Source organism: Catellatospora methionotrophica (assembly GCF_011297335.1).
Taxonomy (GTDB): Bacteria; Actinomycetota; Actinomycetes; order Mycobacteriales; family Micromonosporaceae; genus Catellatospora; species Catellatospora methionotrophica.
In genome coordinates, this window is record NZ_JAAOTJ010000002.1 from 688692 (window position 1) to 705131 (window position 16440).

Sequence of the window (16440 nt, forward strand, 5' to 3'; positions counted from 1 at the left end):
TATTGATGCGCACCGCAACTTCGCGGTTGTCCCTGGCGGTCGTCGCCAACCTGATCGCCACCATGCTCGTGGCCACCCCGGCCCGAGCCGAGGATCTCAGCACCGGCCGGCCCGAGGTCGCCGGCTCGTCGCCGGCCGCTGTCGGCCGCCCGGCCGGGGTCCGGGCACGTAGGTTCGACCCGGCCGCCAGCACCCGCGCGCCGCAGGCCGCCTGGCCGAAAGGCACCGCGATCACCGCGTCCGGCGCGGCCGTCGTCAAGGTCCGCGAACGCGACGCCGCGACGCGTGCCGCGGTCGACGGGGTGCTGTTCACCGTCGACGCGAAGGCGGCGACCCGGGTCCGGGTCGACTACGCCCGGTTCGCCCAAGCGTACGGCGGCTCGTACGGCGCCCGGCTGCGGCTGGTGCGGCTGCCCGCCTGCGTGCTGGACACCCCCCAGCTGGCGGCATGCCGCACCACGACGCCGGTTCCGGCGGTCCACGACGGGCAAGCGTCCGCGCTGACCGCCGACCTGGGCACCGCCGGGGTCACGGTGCTCGCGGCCGTCGCCGGCACCGCCAGCGACCAGGGCGACTACCGGGCGACACCGCTCGCCCCGTCGGCGACCTGGGCGGCCGGCGGCAGCTCCGGCGACTTCACCTGGTCGTATCCGATGCGGGTCCCGCCGACCCGCGGTGAACTCGACCCCGACCTGGCGATCTCGTACTCCTCATCGTCGATCGACGGACGCACCTCGGGCACCAACAACCAGACGTCCTGGGTCGGGGAGGGTTTCGACCTGTCCGTCGGCTACATCGAGCGCAGCTACAAGTCCTGCGCCGACGACGGGGCACCGGCCGTCAACGGGGTCAAACCCGGGGACCTGTGCTGGGCGTACGACAACGCGACCGTCGCCTGGGGTGGCAAGGGCGGCGAGCTGATCCGCGCCGCCGACGGCACGTGGCGGCTGCGCGGCGACGACGGCACCCGGTTCGAGCGGCTGACCGACACCGCCACCGGCAACGGCGACAACGATGGGGAGTACTGGAAGGCGACGACCGTCGACGGCACGCAGTACTTCTTCGGCCGTCACCGGCTGCCCGGCTGGTCGGCGGGCAAGGCGCAGACGAACGCGGCCTGGACCGTGCCGGTGTTCGGCAACAACAGCGGCGAACCCTGCTACGACGCGTCCGGTTTCGGCTCGTCATGGTGCCAGCAGGTGTGGCGGTGGAACCTCGACTACGTCGTTGACACCCACGGCAACGCGATGACCTACCGGTACACCACGGAGACGAACCTGTACGGCCGCAACGTCAGCGCCAGCGCCGATGTCGCGTACGTGCGCGGCGGGCAGCTCGAACGGATCGAGTACGGGCTGCGTACCAGTGACCTGTTCGCACCGGCCCCGGCCCGGGTCGTGTTCGACGCGAGCGAACGCTGCCTGGCCGACACCGGCTTCGACTGCGACCCGGCGAAGATCGGCATGAGCCCGGACCGGTGGCGTGACGTGCCCTGGGACCAGAACTGCACGTCGTCGTGCACCGGCGCGGGCAAGATCTCCCCGACGTTCTGGAGCCGCAAGCGCCTGACCGCCGTGAACACGCAGATCAGGAAGCCCGACGGCGGCTACCGTGACGTCGACACGTGGAACCTGACGCACCTGTGGGCCGACGCCGACACCGACAGCTCCCTGCTGCTGGGTTCGATCCAGCAGACCGGCAAGGCCGCCACCCCCGCGTTGACGCTGCCGCCGGTGACGTTCAACCACGTCCAGGCCCCCAACCGGGTCGACCGGATCGGCGACGACATCCGCCCGTTCATCAAGTACCGGCTCGGCGCGATCTATGACGAGTCCGGCGGGCAGCTCGACGTCACCTACTCCACCGCCGACTGCACCCAGGCCGGCCTGCCGACCCCGGAGACCAACACCCGCCGCTGCTTCCCGACCTACTGGCAGCCGCCGGGCCGGACCGCGCCGATCCTCGACTGGTTCCACAAGTACGTCGTCAAGCAGGTCATCGTCTCCGACCGCACCGCCCGCTCCCCGGACATGGTCACCACCTACGACTATCCCGAAGGCGCGGCCTGGCACTTCGACGACGACGACGGCCTGGCCCGCATCGGACAGAAGACCTGGTCGCAGTGGCGCGGCTACGGCCTGGTCCGGGTCACCACCGGCGGCGTCAACGACCCGCTGACCCGCGACGACTACCTGTACCTGCGGGGCATGGACGGCGACCGGCTCAACCCCACCGGCGGCGTCAAGACCGTCACCGTCGCCGACGGCGAGGGCACCAGCCACCCCGACCACGCGGCGCTGGCCGGGCACCTGCTCAAACACACCACCTACACCGGCCCGTCCGGCACCGTGCACACCAAGACCGTCAACACGCCCTGGCGGCAGCAGACCGCGTCGCGTACCCGCTCGTGGGGCACGACGACGGCGAACCTGACCGGCACCGCGACAGCGCGGACCTGGACGGCGATGGACGGCGGCAACTGGCGGCAGACCCGCGTCGACCAGAGCTTCGACACCCGCACCGGCCTGCCGACGCAGATCGACGACCAGGGCGACACCGGCACCGCCACCGACGACCGCTGCACCCGGCTCACCTACCTCGCCAACACCGCGACGTGGCTGCTGGACCGGCGCTCGCGGGCCGAGACCGTGGCGGTGCGCTGCGCGAGCACCCCAGACCGGTCCCGGCAGCTCATCGCCGACACCCGTGCCTGGTTCGACGGCGGCTCGTTCGGCGCGACCCCGACCAGGGGCGACGTCACCCGCCAGGAGGAGGTCAGCACCCACGACGGCACCACCGCCGCCTACGTCGCCACGACCCGCACCGGCTACGACGCCTACGGCCGGCCCGCGACGGTCACCGACGCGGCCGGCAACATCATGACCGCGTCGTACGCCGACGACACGTCCGGGCTGACCACGGCGATGACCGTGACCGGCCCGGCCGTGCCCGGCGGCGCGCACAGCCAGGTGCGCACCCTGGACCCGGCGTGGGGTCTGGTGCTGGGCGGCACCGACGCAGGCGGGCAGACCACGACCGCGACCCGTGACGCGCTGGGGCGGCTCGGCAAGGTCTGGCTGCCCGGCCGTGCCGGCGCACCGCGACCCGACCTGGAGTACGCCTACCAGTTCACCGAAAACAAGATCGTCGCGATCACCACCAGGACGCTGACCGCCAACGGCGGCGGGCAGCGGGTCAGCCACGAACTGTTCGACGGCCTGCTGCGCAGCAGGCAGAAGCAGGTCCCCGGGCCCGGTGGCAGCCGGCTCATCAGCGACAGCCTCTACGACAGCCGCGGCAACCTCGCCCGCACGTACGAGCCGTACGCCGCCGACGGCGCACCCGCCACGGACCTGCCCGACGACACCCTGCCGCCCCCGGTCGAGACCCAGCACGCCTACTCCTACGACGGCCTCAACCGGGTCACCGTCGAACGCCTGCTCGCCGGCAACAACGACAGCCAGGAGCAGTGGCGCACCACGACCACGTACGGCGGCGGCTGGACGGCCGTCGACCCGCCCGAGGGCCAGCGCCCCACCCGGACCGACACCGACGCCCGCGGCCGTCGCACCGAGCTGCGCGAGTACCGCGGCTCGGCACCGACGGGGACCTACGACGCGACCCGCTACGAGTACGACCTCGCCGACCGCATCAGCAAGATCACTGGTGCGGACGGCGCCGTGTGGACGTTCGCCCATGACCTGCGCGGACGCCAGCGCACCCGGGTCGACCCCGACCGGGGCACCACCACGATGGCCTACGACGTACTCGACCAGCTGACCGAGTCCACCGACGCCCGTGGCCAGAAACTCGTCCTCGGCTACGACGCCCTCGGCCGGGCGACCTCTATCCGCGAAGGTTCGCCGTCCGGCCCGCTGCGCACCTCCTACCTGTACGACACCGTGCGCCGCGGTCAGCTGACCTCGACCACCCGCTACGTCGACGGCAAGGCGTACGTCAACAGCGTCGTCGCCTACGACAACAACAACCGGCCCATCCAGTCGTCGATCACCGTGCCCGACGCGCTCGGCGCGCTGGAGGACACCTACACGTTCGGCACCGCCTACAACTTCGACGGCACCGTACGCTCGACCAGCTTCCCCGAGGCGGGCGGCCTGCCGGCCGAGACCGTCGTGACGACCTACGACGACCTCGCCCGGCCGACCCGCCTCACCGGCAACCTGGGCTCCTATGTCACCGACACCAAGTACTCGCCGACCGGCCAGCCGCTGCAGTACGAGCTGAGCACCGGCGCGAAGAAAGCCTGGCAGACGCTGACCTGGCAGTACGGCACCCAGCGGCTGGCGACCTCGCGTACTGACCGCCAGGACGTCAGCGGCGTCGACCAGGACCTGACCTACCGCTACGACGCCGGCGGCAACATCAGGTCGATCCTGGACGTGTCCCGCTCCGGCACCGACAACCAGTGCCTGGCCTACGACTATGCCCAGCGCCTCACCGAGGCCTGGTCGCAGGGCGCCGCCACCTGCGCGGCGGCACCGTCGTCGGCCGCGCTCGGCGGACCGGCGCCCTACTGGCAGAGCTTCGGCTACGACGTGGCGGGCAACCGCACCGCCGAGACCCTGCACGGCACCGGCGGGCAGGCCGACACCATCCGCTCCTACGCCAACACCGGCCACCGCCTCGACCGGGTCACCCAGACCGGCGCGGCAGGCACCCGCCAGGACGTCTTCGGCTACGACGCCGCAGGCAACACCACCACCCGCACCATCGGCGCCACCGCCTCCACCCTCACCTGGGACGCCGGCGGCGCACTGACGAAGGTCACCGAAGGAACCAAGACCACCGACTACATCTACGACGCCGCCGGGACCAGGCTGGTGCGCCGCGACGCCACGGGCACCACGCTGTACCTGCCGGGCATGGAACTGCACCTGTCCGCAGGCGGGGCCACCGCAGCCAGCGGGACCCGCTACTACACCCACGGCGGCAAGACCGTCGCCGTACGCACCAGCAGCGGGGTGCAGCTGCGCACCGCCGACCACCAGAACACCGCCCAGTTGTCCATCGACGCCTCCACCCAGGCCCTGACCCAGCGCCGGTTCACGCCGTTCGGCGCGGCTCGGGGCACCCCCACGGGCACCTGGCTCGACGACAAGACGTTCGTCGGCGGCACCCGCGACGCCGCCACCGGCCTGACCCATCTCGGGGCCCGCGAGTACGACCCCGGGATCGGCAGGTTCATCTCCGCCGACCCGCTGCTGCTCGACGACCCGCAGCAGATGCAGGGCTACAGCTACGCCAACAACAACCCGGTGACCCTGTCCGACGCCACCGGCATGGCACCCTGCGGCGGCGGCGGGACGTGGCAGTACGCCCGCCACGGCGGCGATCCCGGCTGCGGCGGCTCCAACACCGACACGGGATCGGGCACCATCAACGGACCAGGCAGCGGGTCGTCGGGAAGTGGCCACTCCGGCAACGGATCTTCGGGCAGCGGCTCGGGTAACGGGGCATCCGGCAGCAGCGGCCACCACACCCCGGCGGTCGGCCCCTCGCATGCCTGCACCGGCTGGTGCGCGGTCAAGGATCGGATCGGCGACCGGCAGAGCCAGGTCCGCGGCACCGCGCCGCAACCGGCCACCGCAGGCATAGCCTGCGGCAACTACAACCCGCTGGCCTGCTTCAAGATCCCTGACTTCCAGCCCGACTTCCCCTGGCGCCCGACAGGGAAGGACTACCGGCAGTTCTTCCGCGGCATAGTCGAGAAGTGCAAGGAGGCAGTGGCCTGGTGCCCCATGATGGTCGAATATCTCGCGGCGCTCTTCATCCTGTTCGGCATGACCCTCGCCCCCTTCGTAGCCGGGTTCTGCATGACCGGCCTCGGCACAGCGGCCTGCATCATCGGCGGCATCATCGTCGGAGTTGCCCTCGCGATCCTCGTCGTCATTCTCGTCGGCCACCGAATGTGGGACGAGTTCACTTCAAAAGGTGCTAAAGCGGAGAAGGAAGATAAACCCCGGAAGCCAGGCGATCCATTAGGCATGCTGCGGCGCTGACCGCCGACGGCGGGTGGACGGTTCCGGAAGATCCGGAACCGTCCACCAGCTGCGCATCCGGCGACGGTTCAGCGGCTGCGCGGAGTGACCAGGCCGGTCTCGTAGGCGAGCACGACTGCCTGCGCCCGGTTGATCAGACCGAGCTTGGTCATCACCCGGTTGAGGTGTGTCTTCGCGGTCGCCTCCGTGATGACGAGCTCCGCGGCGATGTCGGCGTTGGACAGACCCCGGCCGACCAGTTGCAGCACCTCGCGTTCGCGGGCGGTCAACCCGTCCAGTTCCACCGGTGGCACCTGTTCCGACACCGTCGACCCGTACGCCTCGATCAGCCGTCGGGTCACCGACGGCGCGAACAGCATGTCCCCGGCGGCGACCACGTTCACCGCTGACAGCAGCCGATCCGGTGGCGTGTCCTTGAGAAGGAAACCGCTCGCGCCGACCCGCAGCGCATGGTAGACGTACTCGTCGAAGTCGTAGGTGGTCAGCACGATCACTTTCGGTGGTGTATCCCCGGCCTCGGCCAGGATCCGCCGCGTGGCCGCGATGCCGTCCAGGCCGGGCATCCTGATGTCCATCAGGATGACATCGGGCCGTGTCGCCAGCGCCACGGCGACGGCCTCCTCGCCGCTGCCGGCCTCACCGACCACCTCGACGCCCGGTGCGGCGCGCAGCAGCGCGACCAGCCCGGCCCGGATCAGGACCTGGTCGTCGACGACGTTCACTTCGATCACGCCATGCCCGCCCTTTCGTGTACCGTCCTGAGGCTTGCGCAGAGCAGGGGTCAGCAAGGAACCTACACGTATTGAACGAATCCGAACTCCGCGCACAGCAGGGCAAAAGGCGAATAAGGACGCTGGCTAGTGGGCATGCCAGGTCCCCTGTGGGGCGACCGCTGCCCACGCGATACGGCACCTGATGCCCGAAGGTCCATCAGGTGCCGATCGTCGACGCGCCTGTCGGCCGCCACGTTCTGGCCCGCGCCTACAGTGCGTACTCCGATGCCCGGAACGAGTTCAGGGCGTGACGGTACGCGCGGGTGTAGCCCTGCGCCGTGCGGGTGGCGCTGAAGGTGCGTACGACATGGGCACGGCAGTCGGCCGGGCTGAGCCGCGTCACCTCGCGCAGCGCCCCAGCAAGCTCGCGGGGATCGTCGCAGATCAGGCCGCTGACCCCGTGCCGGACCACCTCGGGCACCGCACCGGCGCGCAGCGCGACGACCGGCGTGCCGCACACCATCGCCTCGATCATGACCATGCCGAACGGCTCCTCCCACTGGATCGGGAACAGCAGGCAGCGGGCCCCGGCGAACAGTTCCCGCTTGAGCCGTGCGTCGGCCGGCCCGACGAACCGGTCGTTCGGGCCAAGCAACGGCTCGACCTGCTCGGCGAAGTAACGCCGCTCCGGCTCCTCGTTGATCTTCCCGGCGAGGATGATCGGCAGCCCGGCCTCCTGCGCGGCCAGCACCGCGGTGTGGGCACCCTTGTCCGGGCTGAACCGGCCCAGGAAAAGCGCGTAATCGCCCTTCTCCAGCTGGAACGGCCACTCGGCAGGGTCGAGCCCGTTGTACACCGTGTCGATCCAGTTCAGCTCCGGTGCGAGCTGACGCTGCCGCGCGCTGATCGCGATCAGCGGCAGATCGGAACCCAACGCCTGGTAGTACTCGCGCAGCTCGCCGTCGACCGGACCGTGCACGGTCGCCACGGTGGGCACGCCGAGCCGGGCGTACGCCGGAGCGTTGAGCGGCCCGGCGAACGTGTGGTCGTGAACCACGTCGACAGCGCCGTCGACGATGAGCTCCTCGACCACGCGGCGCGCCTGCGCCGCGTAGATGATCTCAGGTCCGGGTTCGCCGAGCCGGTGCGCGACGGTGTCCTTCCACACTCCGCGGAACGCAGCCCGGGTGCCGTTGCGTCCGGCGGCGACCAGCGTCACCTGGTGGCCGAGTGCCACCAGCGAGTCGCTGAGGCTGGCCAGCACCGTTTCGATGCCGCCGTAGCCCGAGGGCGGGATGTCGAAGTACGGCGGCGCCACCATCACGATCTTGAGTGGTCGGCTGTTCGCGTCGTCCGCGCCCGAGAACGCCGGTATGTCGATCGCAGGGGTGGTTATGCGCACGGGGGCGGTAGTCATGGCAATGACATACCCATGCGGGGCGCCCGCTTCACCGATACCGAGAGTGATATTGCCCGCAACCTCGCCGACGTCCTGATGCTCGGCCGTTCGGTGTCATGGCACCCAACCCGTTCCGGCAAGGATGGCCTGGCCGGTGTGTGGGCTGGTGTCAGCGGTGACCTACTCCCAGGTGAAATCGAAGGTGCCGGCATCCAGCAGGTCGATCAAATGCGTCACGCTGGGGGTCTGTTCGATTGCATCTTCCCAGCCCTCGCTGCCGAAGGCATCGACGAGCACAACGGGTGGATCATCGTGGCGGAGGTCCACGGCGAGGTGTTCGCGCGAGCCGTCCCCGCCGATGATCGCGATGCCTGGGTGTAGCTCGACGCTGTCTTCGCCCCACGCGTCGGCCAGTTCGACTCCTTCACGTGGTGTGTAGAGCCAGAGGTAGCGGCCACGAGGCAGCCAGCCGCGCCTGAACCATGCCGGGCGTTGCAGGTATCCGCGCCACGATGCGGGCAGGGCCTGAGCGTGACCGCTGGCGAACTCGTGGCTGCCCAGGGCCGCACGATAGTCGGCCTGTTCGATGACAGCGCCTACGGTGTGCTCGTTGAGGCCAGGGATCTCCGCCTCCGGTAGGCCGTAACCGATACCGCCTTCGTCTCCACGCCGGTACTGCAGACAGTGGTCGACGAAAGCGGACTGCACATCGAACGAGGTGACGTAGCCGACCCCGCCCGTCGCGGCCAGTGACTGTGCGATGCGTTCGGCCGACCTGCGTTCGGCGTATGCGTCGAAGCCTCGGCCCGGCGTGGACGCCGGCCAGGCCTTCCAGCCTGTCGCCGCCAGGACGTCATGTTCCGCCTGCGTCGCAGCCCGCCACAGCGTGATCGTGTCCTCGCGTCCTGGTGCTCGTTCCATACCGGCACCTTATGCCGGTGCCGGCAGCACTGCCGAGAACTCGGATCCCCTCGCTTCTCCGGATCGCTCATACTCGATTCGACCACCTGCCGCACCGGGGTGACCTGGGCGGTTCGACCTTGGAGCGATGCATGCGCGAGATCGTCAGTACGGCCGAAGCCCCCAGCTCGCCGTTGTACAGCCAGGCCGTGAAGGCAGGTGACATGGTTTACGTGTCAGGCCTGGTCGGCATCGACGTCGCCACCGGCGCGCTGGCCGGAGCGACGATTCAGGAGCAGACCCGGCAGGCCCTGGCCAACTGCCGCGCCGTCCTGCGGGCAGCCGGTGCGGCCTGGGATGACATCGTCGAGGTGGGCGTGCTGCTGGCCAGGCCGGACGACTTCGCCGGTATGAACGAGGAGTACGCGACCTGGTTCCCCGGCACGCCACCAACACGCTACGTCGCCAAACTCGGTGTCGAACTGCCCGGTGTCCTGGTGTCGATCCGGATGACCGCGTACACCCGCCAGACGGTATGACGTGATCGCCTGCGCGGGTGTGCTCGCCGGACCTTGCAGCAACTCCGCCGCGGAAGGCGCCGGCTGTGCGGGAGTGGAGTACGCAGCACGAGCCGACGAAACCGACCCTCCCGTGCACGTGTTGAATGATTCGGCGACCACCATGCGTGACCTGGGTGTTCCTGGGTTCCCGGCCGATGACGCAAGGGAACGGGGTGGCTGGGAAAGTGATCGCACACCATCTTCTGCCGTGGGCTGTGCGCGAACTGCCTTCGCCGTGGAACGACCTGACCCCGAAGCGGAAGCGGACACTGGAAGAGCTCCCGCACACCGCAGCGAATGAGCAGGCAGCCCTGGATGCACTGGCCGCAGCATTGTCAGAGATGCGGCCGGCGTCGCCCGGCGGCCGGAGCGACGAATCTCGGGAACTTTACGACCGGTTCCGGGCGGAATGCGCGCACCGGCTCGCGCAGGCGATGCCGACAGCCGACCTGCTCACCCGAGAAGGCATCATCGATGTACTTCGCGCATGGGCGGAGAACGCAGCCGGGTCATTGCCGGACTGGTGGATCGAGGAGCAGACGGACGGGATCCTCGCGACATGGGCCCGCTCCGTTCTGTCGCTCTGGGTCCATGACGTGCTGTGGTGGTTGAAGCAGGAGCCGCAAGACCAGCGGAGCATCGCGGCGGTGGCCGAGCGCTGCGTCCGCGCCGACCTGTCTGCTCAAGAGGCGGTGAACCTGCTCCATGCCCTCGGCGCGCCCCACGGCGAGCAGGCTCTGCTGCGCGTGGTGCAGGACGCCGGGGTGAGCGCACACCATCGCGCGTGGGCACGGGAGTGGCTCATCGCCATACGGCGGCGGGGCTACGAGAGCCGCGGACGGGAACAGGCGCACGGCGAGGAACCTTTGCTGCCTCCCGCTGTCCGAGAGCTGCCCTACGCGTGGGCGTCCGGCTTCCAGTGGCCGTCGGGTCTGCCGGAGACCGACGAGAACATCGCTCGCGCACGAGCGGTTCTGGAAGCGTGCCTGCCCGCCGAACCGGTCTCGGAACCCGCCCCTGCCCCCTCATGGGAAGGAGGCGAGGACGAGGAGCCGCCCGCGTGGCTCGAAGTCCGATCGGTCATGTCCCGTCTGATGCCGTACGCGCGGCAGGTGACCCGCGAGCGCATGACCGAGGCGTTGCGGGAGTGCGCGCTGCTGGGCATACCCGGCAGTCCGCCGGACCCGGAGGGTGAGCTGGCGCAGCTGTTCGCCCGGCGGTGGGTGGCGTGGATCAGCTCCTGGATCGCGGGCGAGGTCTTCACCTGGCTCGGCATGCACGTCGACTGCCCCGTCGGTATCACCCCGTGGGCGATGGAACTCGCCGAGCGGTACGCGCACCATGGCGTGGCCGCGGGGCCGGCCGTAGCGATGCTGCGGTGGCACGACACCGTTCCCCGCGCCAGGGAGGCGCTCTGCCGTATCGCGGCCGACAATGCGTTGCCGCCCCGGGTACGGGAGTCAGCCTGCGCCGGGCTCAGCCGCTCCGAAGCCTGTGTGCAGGGATGATGCTTCCGCCGTTCCGGTCGGCGTCGGCTGGGCCATCGTATCGGCGGCACCCTGGAGGTGGCCGCCCAGTCACCTCGGCCCGCGTGGCAGGCCTGTACGTCATCGCAGTGCCGTCCCTGCCCGATGTCGTGCCGACGTCGACGCCGTGTTCGGGTCCCTCGCCGACACCGCCGTGCTGACCTGGGCCCGAAGCTGCGGTGAGAGCGCCGGTGCCGCATCATGACACCGGGTGGCACGTCGATGCGTCGGGTGTTCCTCGATCATGGCGACGGTCAACGCTACAGACGTGACAGCTGCCCGGATGGGTGGTGTCTGCGGTGATGATCAGCTTCTACGGTGGGTGCCGTGACGCTACGGAACAGAGCAAAGATGACAGTGGTGGCCGGGCTGGCCCTGGCGGTTCACGCGCTGGTCGAGGTGCTGTTGGTCTGGTCGGTCTCGATGGCGCTGCTAAGTTCGTTTCTCATTGTGGTGGTGGGGGCGTTCTACACGCTGTTTGTCGCGGCGCCCGGTGAGCGTGCCGGCTTCGCGTTGGCGCGACCTTTGCGGCGTTTGCCGCTGTGGGCGAGGGCGGCTTGGGGAGTGTTCTTGGCGGCTCCGTTCGTCTCCCTGCTGTTCTGGCCGTCCTCAGGTAGCCGCACCAGTTCGGAGGTGATCCCTCTTCCGTCACTTGTCACTGCGTACTTCGGTGTCTCCTTGGCTCTGCTGTCCTGGGAGCGGCTGCGTGGACTCGGTGCGGAGCAGCTCCCTGCGCAGCCCGTAGTCCTCCCTGGTTCAAGTGGCGCGGGCTCACCCGTGTCGGGCCAGCGTGGCAGGCCCAGATGAGCTGGCCCGCGCGGTGCGGTCAGGATGCGGTATCGATGACGGCAGGCATGCGCGTACGCCCGAAAAGAGGCAGGCTGAGGTGATGAGCGACGCACTGTCCCCGTCCGGGATGCATCGGCTGCACGAGGCCATGGCGGCCCGGGTCGGCCGCGGTGAACTGCCCGGCCTGGTCACGCTGCTGGCCCGCGACGATCAGGTGCAGGTGGACGTCATCGGCACGCACGACGTCGACGGCGCGACCCCGATGTCGCGCGACACGCTGTTCCGGGCCGGTTCGCTCACCAAGCCGATGCTGGCCGCGGTCACCATGATGCTGGTGGACGACGGCGTGCTCGACCTCGCCGAGCCCGTCGACCGGCTGCTGCCGGAGCTGGCCGGACGCCGGGTGCTGGCCCGGCTGGACGGCCCGATCGAGCAGACCGTGCCTGTGCGCCGACCGGTTACCGTGGAGGATCTGCTCACGTTCCGGATGGGCTTCGGCGTCATCACCGAGCCGGAGTACAACCCGCCGTACCCGATCGTGCAGGCCTCGCAGGAGCTGCGGCTGGTGCTGGCGGCGCCCGATCCGCGCACGCCGTACCCGCCCGACGAGTGGATCAAGATTTTCGCGACGCTGCCGCTGATGTACCAGCCCGGCGAACGCTGGCAGTACAACGCGGGCTCGCTGGTGCTCGGCGTGCTGGTTGCCCGGGCGGCGGGCAGGCCGCTGGGCGAGGTGCTCCACGCGCGGCTGTTCGCACCACTGGCCATGGCCGACACCGGCTTCTGGACCGCTGCGGCCAACGCCGCCCGCCTGCCCGGGCACTACCACACCGGCGAGGACGGCGGCGGGCTGCGGCAGCACACCGCGACGCCGGCTGCGGACTGGACCCGCCCACCGGCCTTCCCGTCCGGCGCCGGCGGGCTTCTGACCAGCGCGGACGATCTGCTGGCCTTCGCTCGCCTGCTGCTGGCCGGCGGCGTGTCCGGCGGACGGCGGCTGCTGTCGGCGGAGTCGGTGGCGCGGATGACCACGAACCGGCTCACCCCGCAGCAGATCGCTACCGCCGGTATGCTGCTGGGCGGGCAGGGTTGGGGTTACGGCATGGCCGTCGCCGTCGCACCCGACGAGGTCAGCGCGACGCCGGGACGCTACGGCTGGGACGGCGGTTACGGCACCACCTGGTACACCGATCCGGACCGCGGCCTCATCGCGATCGCACTGAGTCAGACCTCGGACTTCCTCTTCAATGGTGCCCGCGACGAGTTCCTCCGTCTGGCGTTCACGTCGGCCGATTGAGCACACCTGACGGTCACCTCGGATTTCGTGTCCGACCTCGTCTGCGCTCCGGCTGCCAGTGGTGAGCTGGGTTGACGATCGCGGTTGTGCTTCTCGGCGGCAGGCGGGCGAGGGCGATCGACTCCGGTCGAGGAGATCTGCCGACATGTTCCGCGTGGGTCACGGTTTAGGCTCGGCAGCCTTGCCCACAGCAAGACGGGCCCTCCTCCGAAAGCCGACCGACGCCCCCAGCGCAAGCGCCAGCACCACCGCCACGATCGCCGCTGTGGGGGAGCCAGGCCGCGGCTCATCTGTGCCGGCCAGCAAAGCTGCGGCCGCCGACGGTGCGACGGCTGCCGGATCGGGGCTGACGGACGTCTCGATCGCCTCGGAAGCGGAGGGTACGGCCGTGGGGGTCGGGGCCGGGGCCGTCCCGGTTCCGGCCGACGTCTTGGTCGGCTGGGCGGCACCCGCGCCGCCGGCGCGTACCTCGAATCCGAAGTCGCTGTTGGTGACGTTGGTGTCGTCGCAGCGTTCGGCGACGAGCACACTCACCCCGCCGGAGGCGTCCGCGTTGGGCTTGGCGAATCGCAGGTGCATCTCCCAGCGCAGCGACCTGCCGGGGGCGAGATCGTCGGCGCGGCACCGAAACGACGACTTCGACAGCTTCGTGCAGCCCACCAGCCGGACGACCTCGAAGCCGCTGCCCCGCATCGTCAGCTCGAACGTCGGCACCTCCATCGGGCCTCGGTTGGTGACCGTGTACCGGAACACCGCGGTCTGCCCGGCGGCGACCTGCGCGACCCTGTTACCGCTGACCACCACGTCGGCGTTGCGCGGCACACCGACGCTGACCTTGACCCGCGCGGGCGTCGACTCGTTGGCCCCGCCCTGGACGTCCACCACCATCGTGCCCGCGAAGCCGGTCTTCGCGTACGGCCTCAGCATGATCACCGCGGTGAGCTGCTTCTGCTCACCGGGCCCGATCACGGCGGGTCCGCCCATCGAGCTGACCGTGACCCGGCCGGTGCCGCCTTCCAGGGTCACCGCGAGGTAGGCCTCGGCCGTGGCCGAACCCTGGTTGCGTACGGTGACCTTCACCGAGGTCATCACCCGTGCCCCGGTCGTCACCGCCGACGGCACGTTCGACAGTGCCAGGTCGGCCGACGCGGCGGCGGCATGCGCCGTCGACGGCAGCGCAGACGCGACGGTGCACAGGAGGGCGGCCAGCCCGACCCGCAGACGATGGCGCACGAAACGCTCCCCGTATCCGGCCGCCCCGTGCGGCCTGCTGCAATCTAGAAGATCCACCAGCGCGCAGGCATCCGCTGAATGGCCGGTGAGGGCTGCCGGCGCAGCTGCCGTTGTTCATCGGCCACCTCAACGCGAGCATCCTGAGAGGGTGGTCGAGTCCATGCCGACGTGACGACATGGCATCCGATCGATCCCACGGCCGATGGCGGTATCGAAACGGTGTTGCCCCCGGTGCCGAGCCCGCGTTCGGCGCCGGGGGCGTTTACGTGCCGCGCTCGCGGTCACGCCGTGATGGTCGTCAGACGGCCGTGCGCGACCACTGCTGGTTGGTACCGGTGTTGCAGGTGTACTGCTTGAGGATCACTCCGTCGGCGGTCGATGCCGATGGCACGTCCACGCACTTGTTGCTGTGCCGTGCCCGCAGTTGGAAGTAGTTGCCGTTGGCGACCATCTGGAACTGCTGGTTGGTGCCGGTGCCGCAGGTGTACTGAACGAGTTCGGCGCCATCGGCGGTGGAGGCGCTGACCACGTCGAGGCACTTGCCGCTGTGTCGGCTGACGATGCGCCAGTATCCGCTGCCGGCGTCGGAGAACTGCCACTGCTGCCAGGCGTTGCCGTTGTAGGTGTACTGGCCGACGCGTGCGCTGTTGTCGGTGTTGGGCGACTGGACGTCCATCGCTTTGCCGCTGTGGCGGACGTTGATCCGGTAGAAGGTTGCCGGCGGCGTCGTGGGGTTGCTGACGGTGTCGCCCCAGGCGTACCGCACCCGGTCCGCCCCGGCGGCGTTGCGGATGGCCAGGTTGAGGTTGGTGCCGCTGCCGCTCATGGCGTACATCGAGTACCCGTCGTAGCCGATGGTGCCAGGCTTGCCGCCGATCGCGGGCCAGTAGGTGCCGCCCATCTGGTTGTTGCGCATCACCTGTGCGATGGCACGGAGGTAGCGGACGAAGTTCTCGGTGCTGTTGGCGTCGGCGTAGTTGAGGCCGGTGTGCATGGCCGCGCCGAACTCGGTCACGACAGCGCGCGAGGCGCAGCTGCCCAGACGTGTCTGGATGTGGCTCAGGAACGCGTCGTAGGTCATCGCGGCGTAGAAGAACGCGTAGTGGTGGAAGGACAGCAGCGTGCTGTTGAACCGGCTGTCGCCGCAGATGTCGCGCAGGTCCTGGCTGTAGCCTGTGCCGCCGATCAGCACTCGACCGCGTACTGCGGAGTGGTGGTAGTCGAGCCAGTTGGCTGCGACGTTTCGCCACTCCGTTGAGCTGTAGCCGTGTGGCTCGTTCATCGGCTCGAAATAGACGCTGCCGTTCGAGGCGTACGTGTTGGTCACGCTGGACCACATCGCGTTCCACGCGGCCAGGTTGGTGATCCGCCCGCCGGAGGCGGCACCGTCCTCCCAGTAGGCGAGGATGACCTTGAAGCCTCGTTCGGTGGCGGCGTCGATGGCGCCTCGGTAGGCGTTCCACCAGGTCGTGTTGGCCACGGTATGGGTGTTGATGGGCAACCGGACCGTGTTGACCCCCATGGTGGAGGCCATGTCGTCATAGATGGCGTTGGCCTTGGCCCGCACGGTCGCGTTGCTGTCGGACTGGCTCAGGCCATCCAGTACCAGCGTGCCGGTGCTGAAGTTGTCGCCGAGCACGGCCCAGTTCATGCCGCGGAACTGGCTGGTGGCGGCTTCGGCCGGCGACGTGAAGATGATGAGGCCCGACAGGGCCGTGAGCGTGGTCACCACGAAGAGGGTCAGTAACCGATGGGAGTGTGCACTTCGCGGCGATGCTGGCATTTCGGTACCCACCGACGTGATCAATGACATGAGTGTCCGTCCGTTGGATTAGAGGATGTTGCGGCCGCGGGAGGTACGGCGGCGTGCATCGGCCTTGATAGGGCCCCGGGTGCTAGGTCCATGTGACGAAGGGCAGGGTGTCCGGGTCAGTTGGTCCTCGAGCAAGCTCGCGATGTCGGGCATCATCCATCGGCGAGCGTCAGTGTGAGCGATCACATTG

At 69.5% G+C, this 16440-nt stretch carries 10 protein-coding genes; 5 read left to right on the plus strand and 5 right to left on the minus strand.

Annotated elements, in window-relative coordinates:
* Positions 1 to 5 precede the first annotated feature (5 nt).
* Positions 6 to 6020 (plus strand): RHS repeat-associated core domain-containing protein, encoded by a 6015-nt coding sequence (locus tag HAV40_RS10355; RefSeq protein ID WP_166380639.1) that lies wholly within the window; start codon positions 6 to 8, stop codon positions 6018 to 6020.
* Between the two features lie 68 nt (positions 6021 to 6088).
* Here the strand turns inward: HAV40_RS10355 and HAV40_RS10360 are convergent, their stop codons facing one another.
* The 3 genes from HAV40_RS10360 to HAV40_RS10370 all read right to left on the minus strand — a co-directional run bounded on the left by HAV40_RS10360 (position 6089) and on the right by HAV40_RS10370 (position 9053).
* Positions 6089 to 6751 (minus strand): response regulator, encoded by a 663-nt coding sequence (locus HAV40_RS10360; protein ID WP_203670853.1) that lies wholly within the window; start codon positions 6749 to 6751, stop codon positions 6089 to 6091.
* A 250-nt stretch (positions 6752 to 7001) separates the two neighbouring features.
* A complete protein-coding gene (locus tag HAV40_RS10365) occupies positions 7002 to 8150 on the minus strand; it encodes a glycosyltransferase family 4 protein (RefSeq protein WP_239085658.1) in 1149 nt (382 codons plus the stop codon).
* Positions 8151 to 8312: 162 nt separating this feature from the next.
* Positions 8313 to 9053, minus strand: coding sequence for a hypothetical protein (locus HAV40_RS10370; RefSeq protein ID WP_166380640.1), 741 nt, complete (start codon positions 9051 to 9053; stop codon positions 8313 to 8315).
* Positions 9054 to 9184: 131 nt separating this feature from the next.
* On the opposite strand from HAV40_RS10370, the gene HAV40_RS10375 reads away from it, so the two are divergent.
* The 4 genes from HAV40_RS10375 (at position 9185) to HAV40_RS10390 (ending at position 13204) form a co-directional block, all read left to right on the plus strand.
* Positions 9185 to 9571 carry a RidA family protein gene (locus HAV40_RS10375; protein ID WP_166380641.1) on the plus strand — a complete coding sequence of 129 codons (387 nt, stop codon included), beginning with the start codon at positions 9185 to 9187 and terminating at the stop codon, positions 9569 to 9571.
* Between the two features lie 146 nt (positions 9572 to 9717).
* Entirely contained in the window at positions 9718 to 11100 is a 1383-nt protein-coding gene (locus tag HAV40_RS10380; protein ID WP_166380642.1) for a hypothetical protein, read from the plus strand.
* 369 nt (positions 11101 to 11469) lie between these two features.
* Positions 11470 to 11925, plus strand: coding sequence for a hypothetical protein (locus tag HAV40_RS10385; protein ID WP_166380643.1), 456 nt, complete (start codon positions 11470 to 11472; stop codon positions 11923 to 11925).
* An 82-nt stretch (positions 11926 to 12007) separates the two neighbouring features.
* Entirely contained in the window at positions 12008 to 13204 is a 1197-nt protein-coding gene (locus tag HAV40_RS10390) for a serine hydrolase domain-containing protein (RefSeq protein ID WP_166380644.1), read from the plus strand.
* A 159-nt stretch (positions 13205 to 13363) separates the two neighbouring features.
* On the opposite strand, the gene HAV40_RS10395 is transcribed toward HAV40_RS10390, so the two are convergent.
* Positions 13364 to 14437, minus strand: a complete 1074-nt coding sequence (locus tag HAV40_RS10395; protein ID WP_166380645.1) for a hypothetical protein — start codon at positions 14435 to 14437, stop codon at positions 13364 to 13366.
* A gap of 298 nt (positions 14438 to 14735) precedes the next feature.
* Positions 14736 to 16166 carry an RICIN domain-containing protein gene (locus HAV40_RS10400; protein WP_239085656.1) on the minus strand — a complete coding sequence of 477 codons (1431 nt, stop codon included), beginning with the start codon at positions 16164 to 16166 and terminating at the stop codon, positions 14736 to 14738.
* Positions 16167 to 16440: the final 274 nt, after the last annotated feature.

What these genes read in the sequence shown, in the direction of transcription:
- HAV40_RS10365 (WP_239085658.1), bottom strand. Translation starts at nt 8,150, where the DNA reads ATGACTACCGCCCCCGTGCGCATAACCACCCCTGCGATCGACATACCG.
- HAV40_RS10385 (WP_166380643.1), top strand. Translation starts at nt 11,470, where the DNA reads ATGACAGTGGTGGCCGGGCTGGCCCTGGCGGTTCACGCGCTGGTCGAG.
- HAV40_RS10375 (WP_166380641.1), top strand. Translation starts at nt 9,185, where the DNA reads ATGCGCGAGATCGTCAGTACGGCCGAAGCCCCCAGCTCGCCGTTGTAC.
- HAV40_RS10355 (WP_166380639.1), top strand. Translation starts at nt 6, where the DNA reads ATGCGCACCGCAACTTCGCGGTTGTCCCTGGCGGTCGTCGCCAACCTG.
- HAV40_RS10370 (WP_166380640.1), bottom strand. Translation starts at nt 9,053, where the DNA reads ATGGAACGAGCACCAGGACGCGAGGACACGATCACGCTGTGGCGGGCT.
- HAV40_RS10390 (WP_166380644.1), top strand. Translation starts at nt 12,008, where the DNA reads ATGAGCGACGCACTGTCCCCGTCCGGGATGCATCGGCTGCACGAGGCC.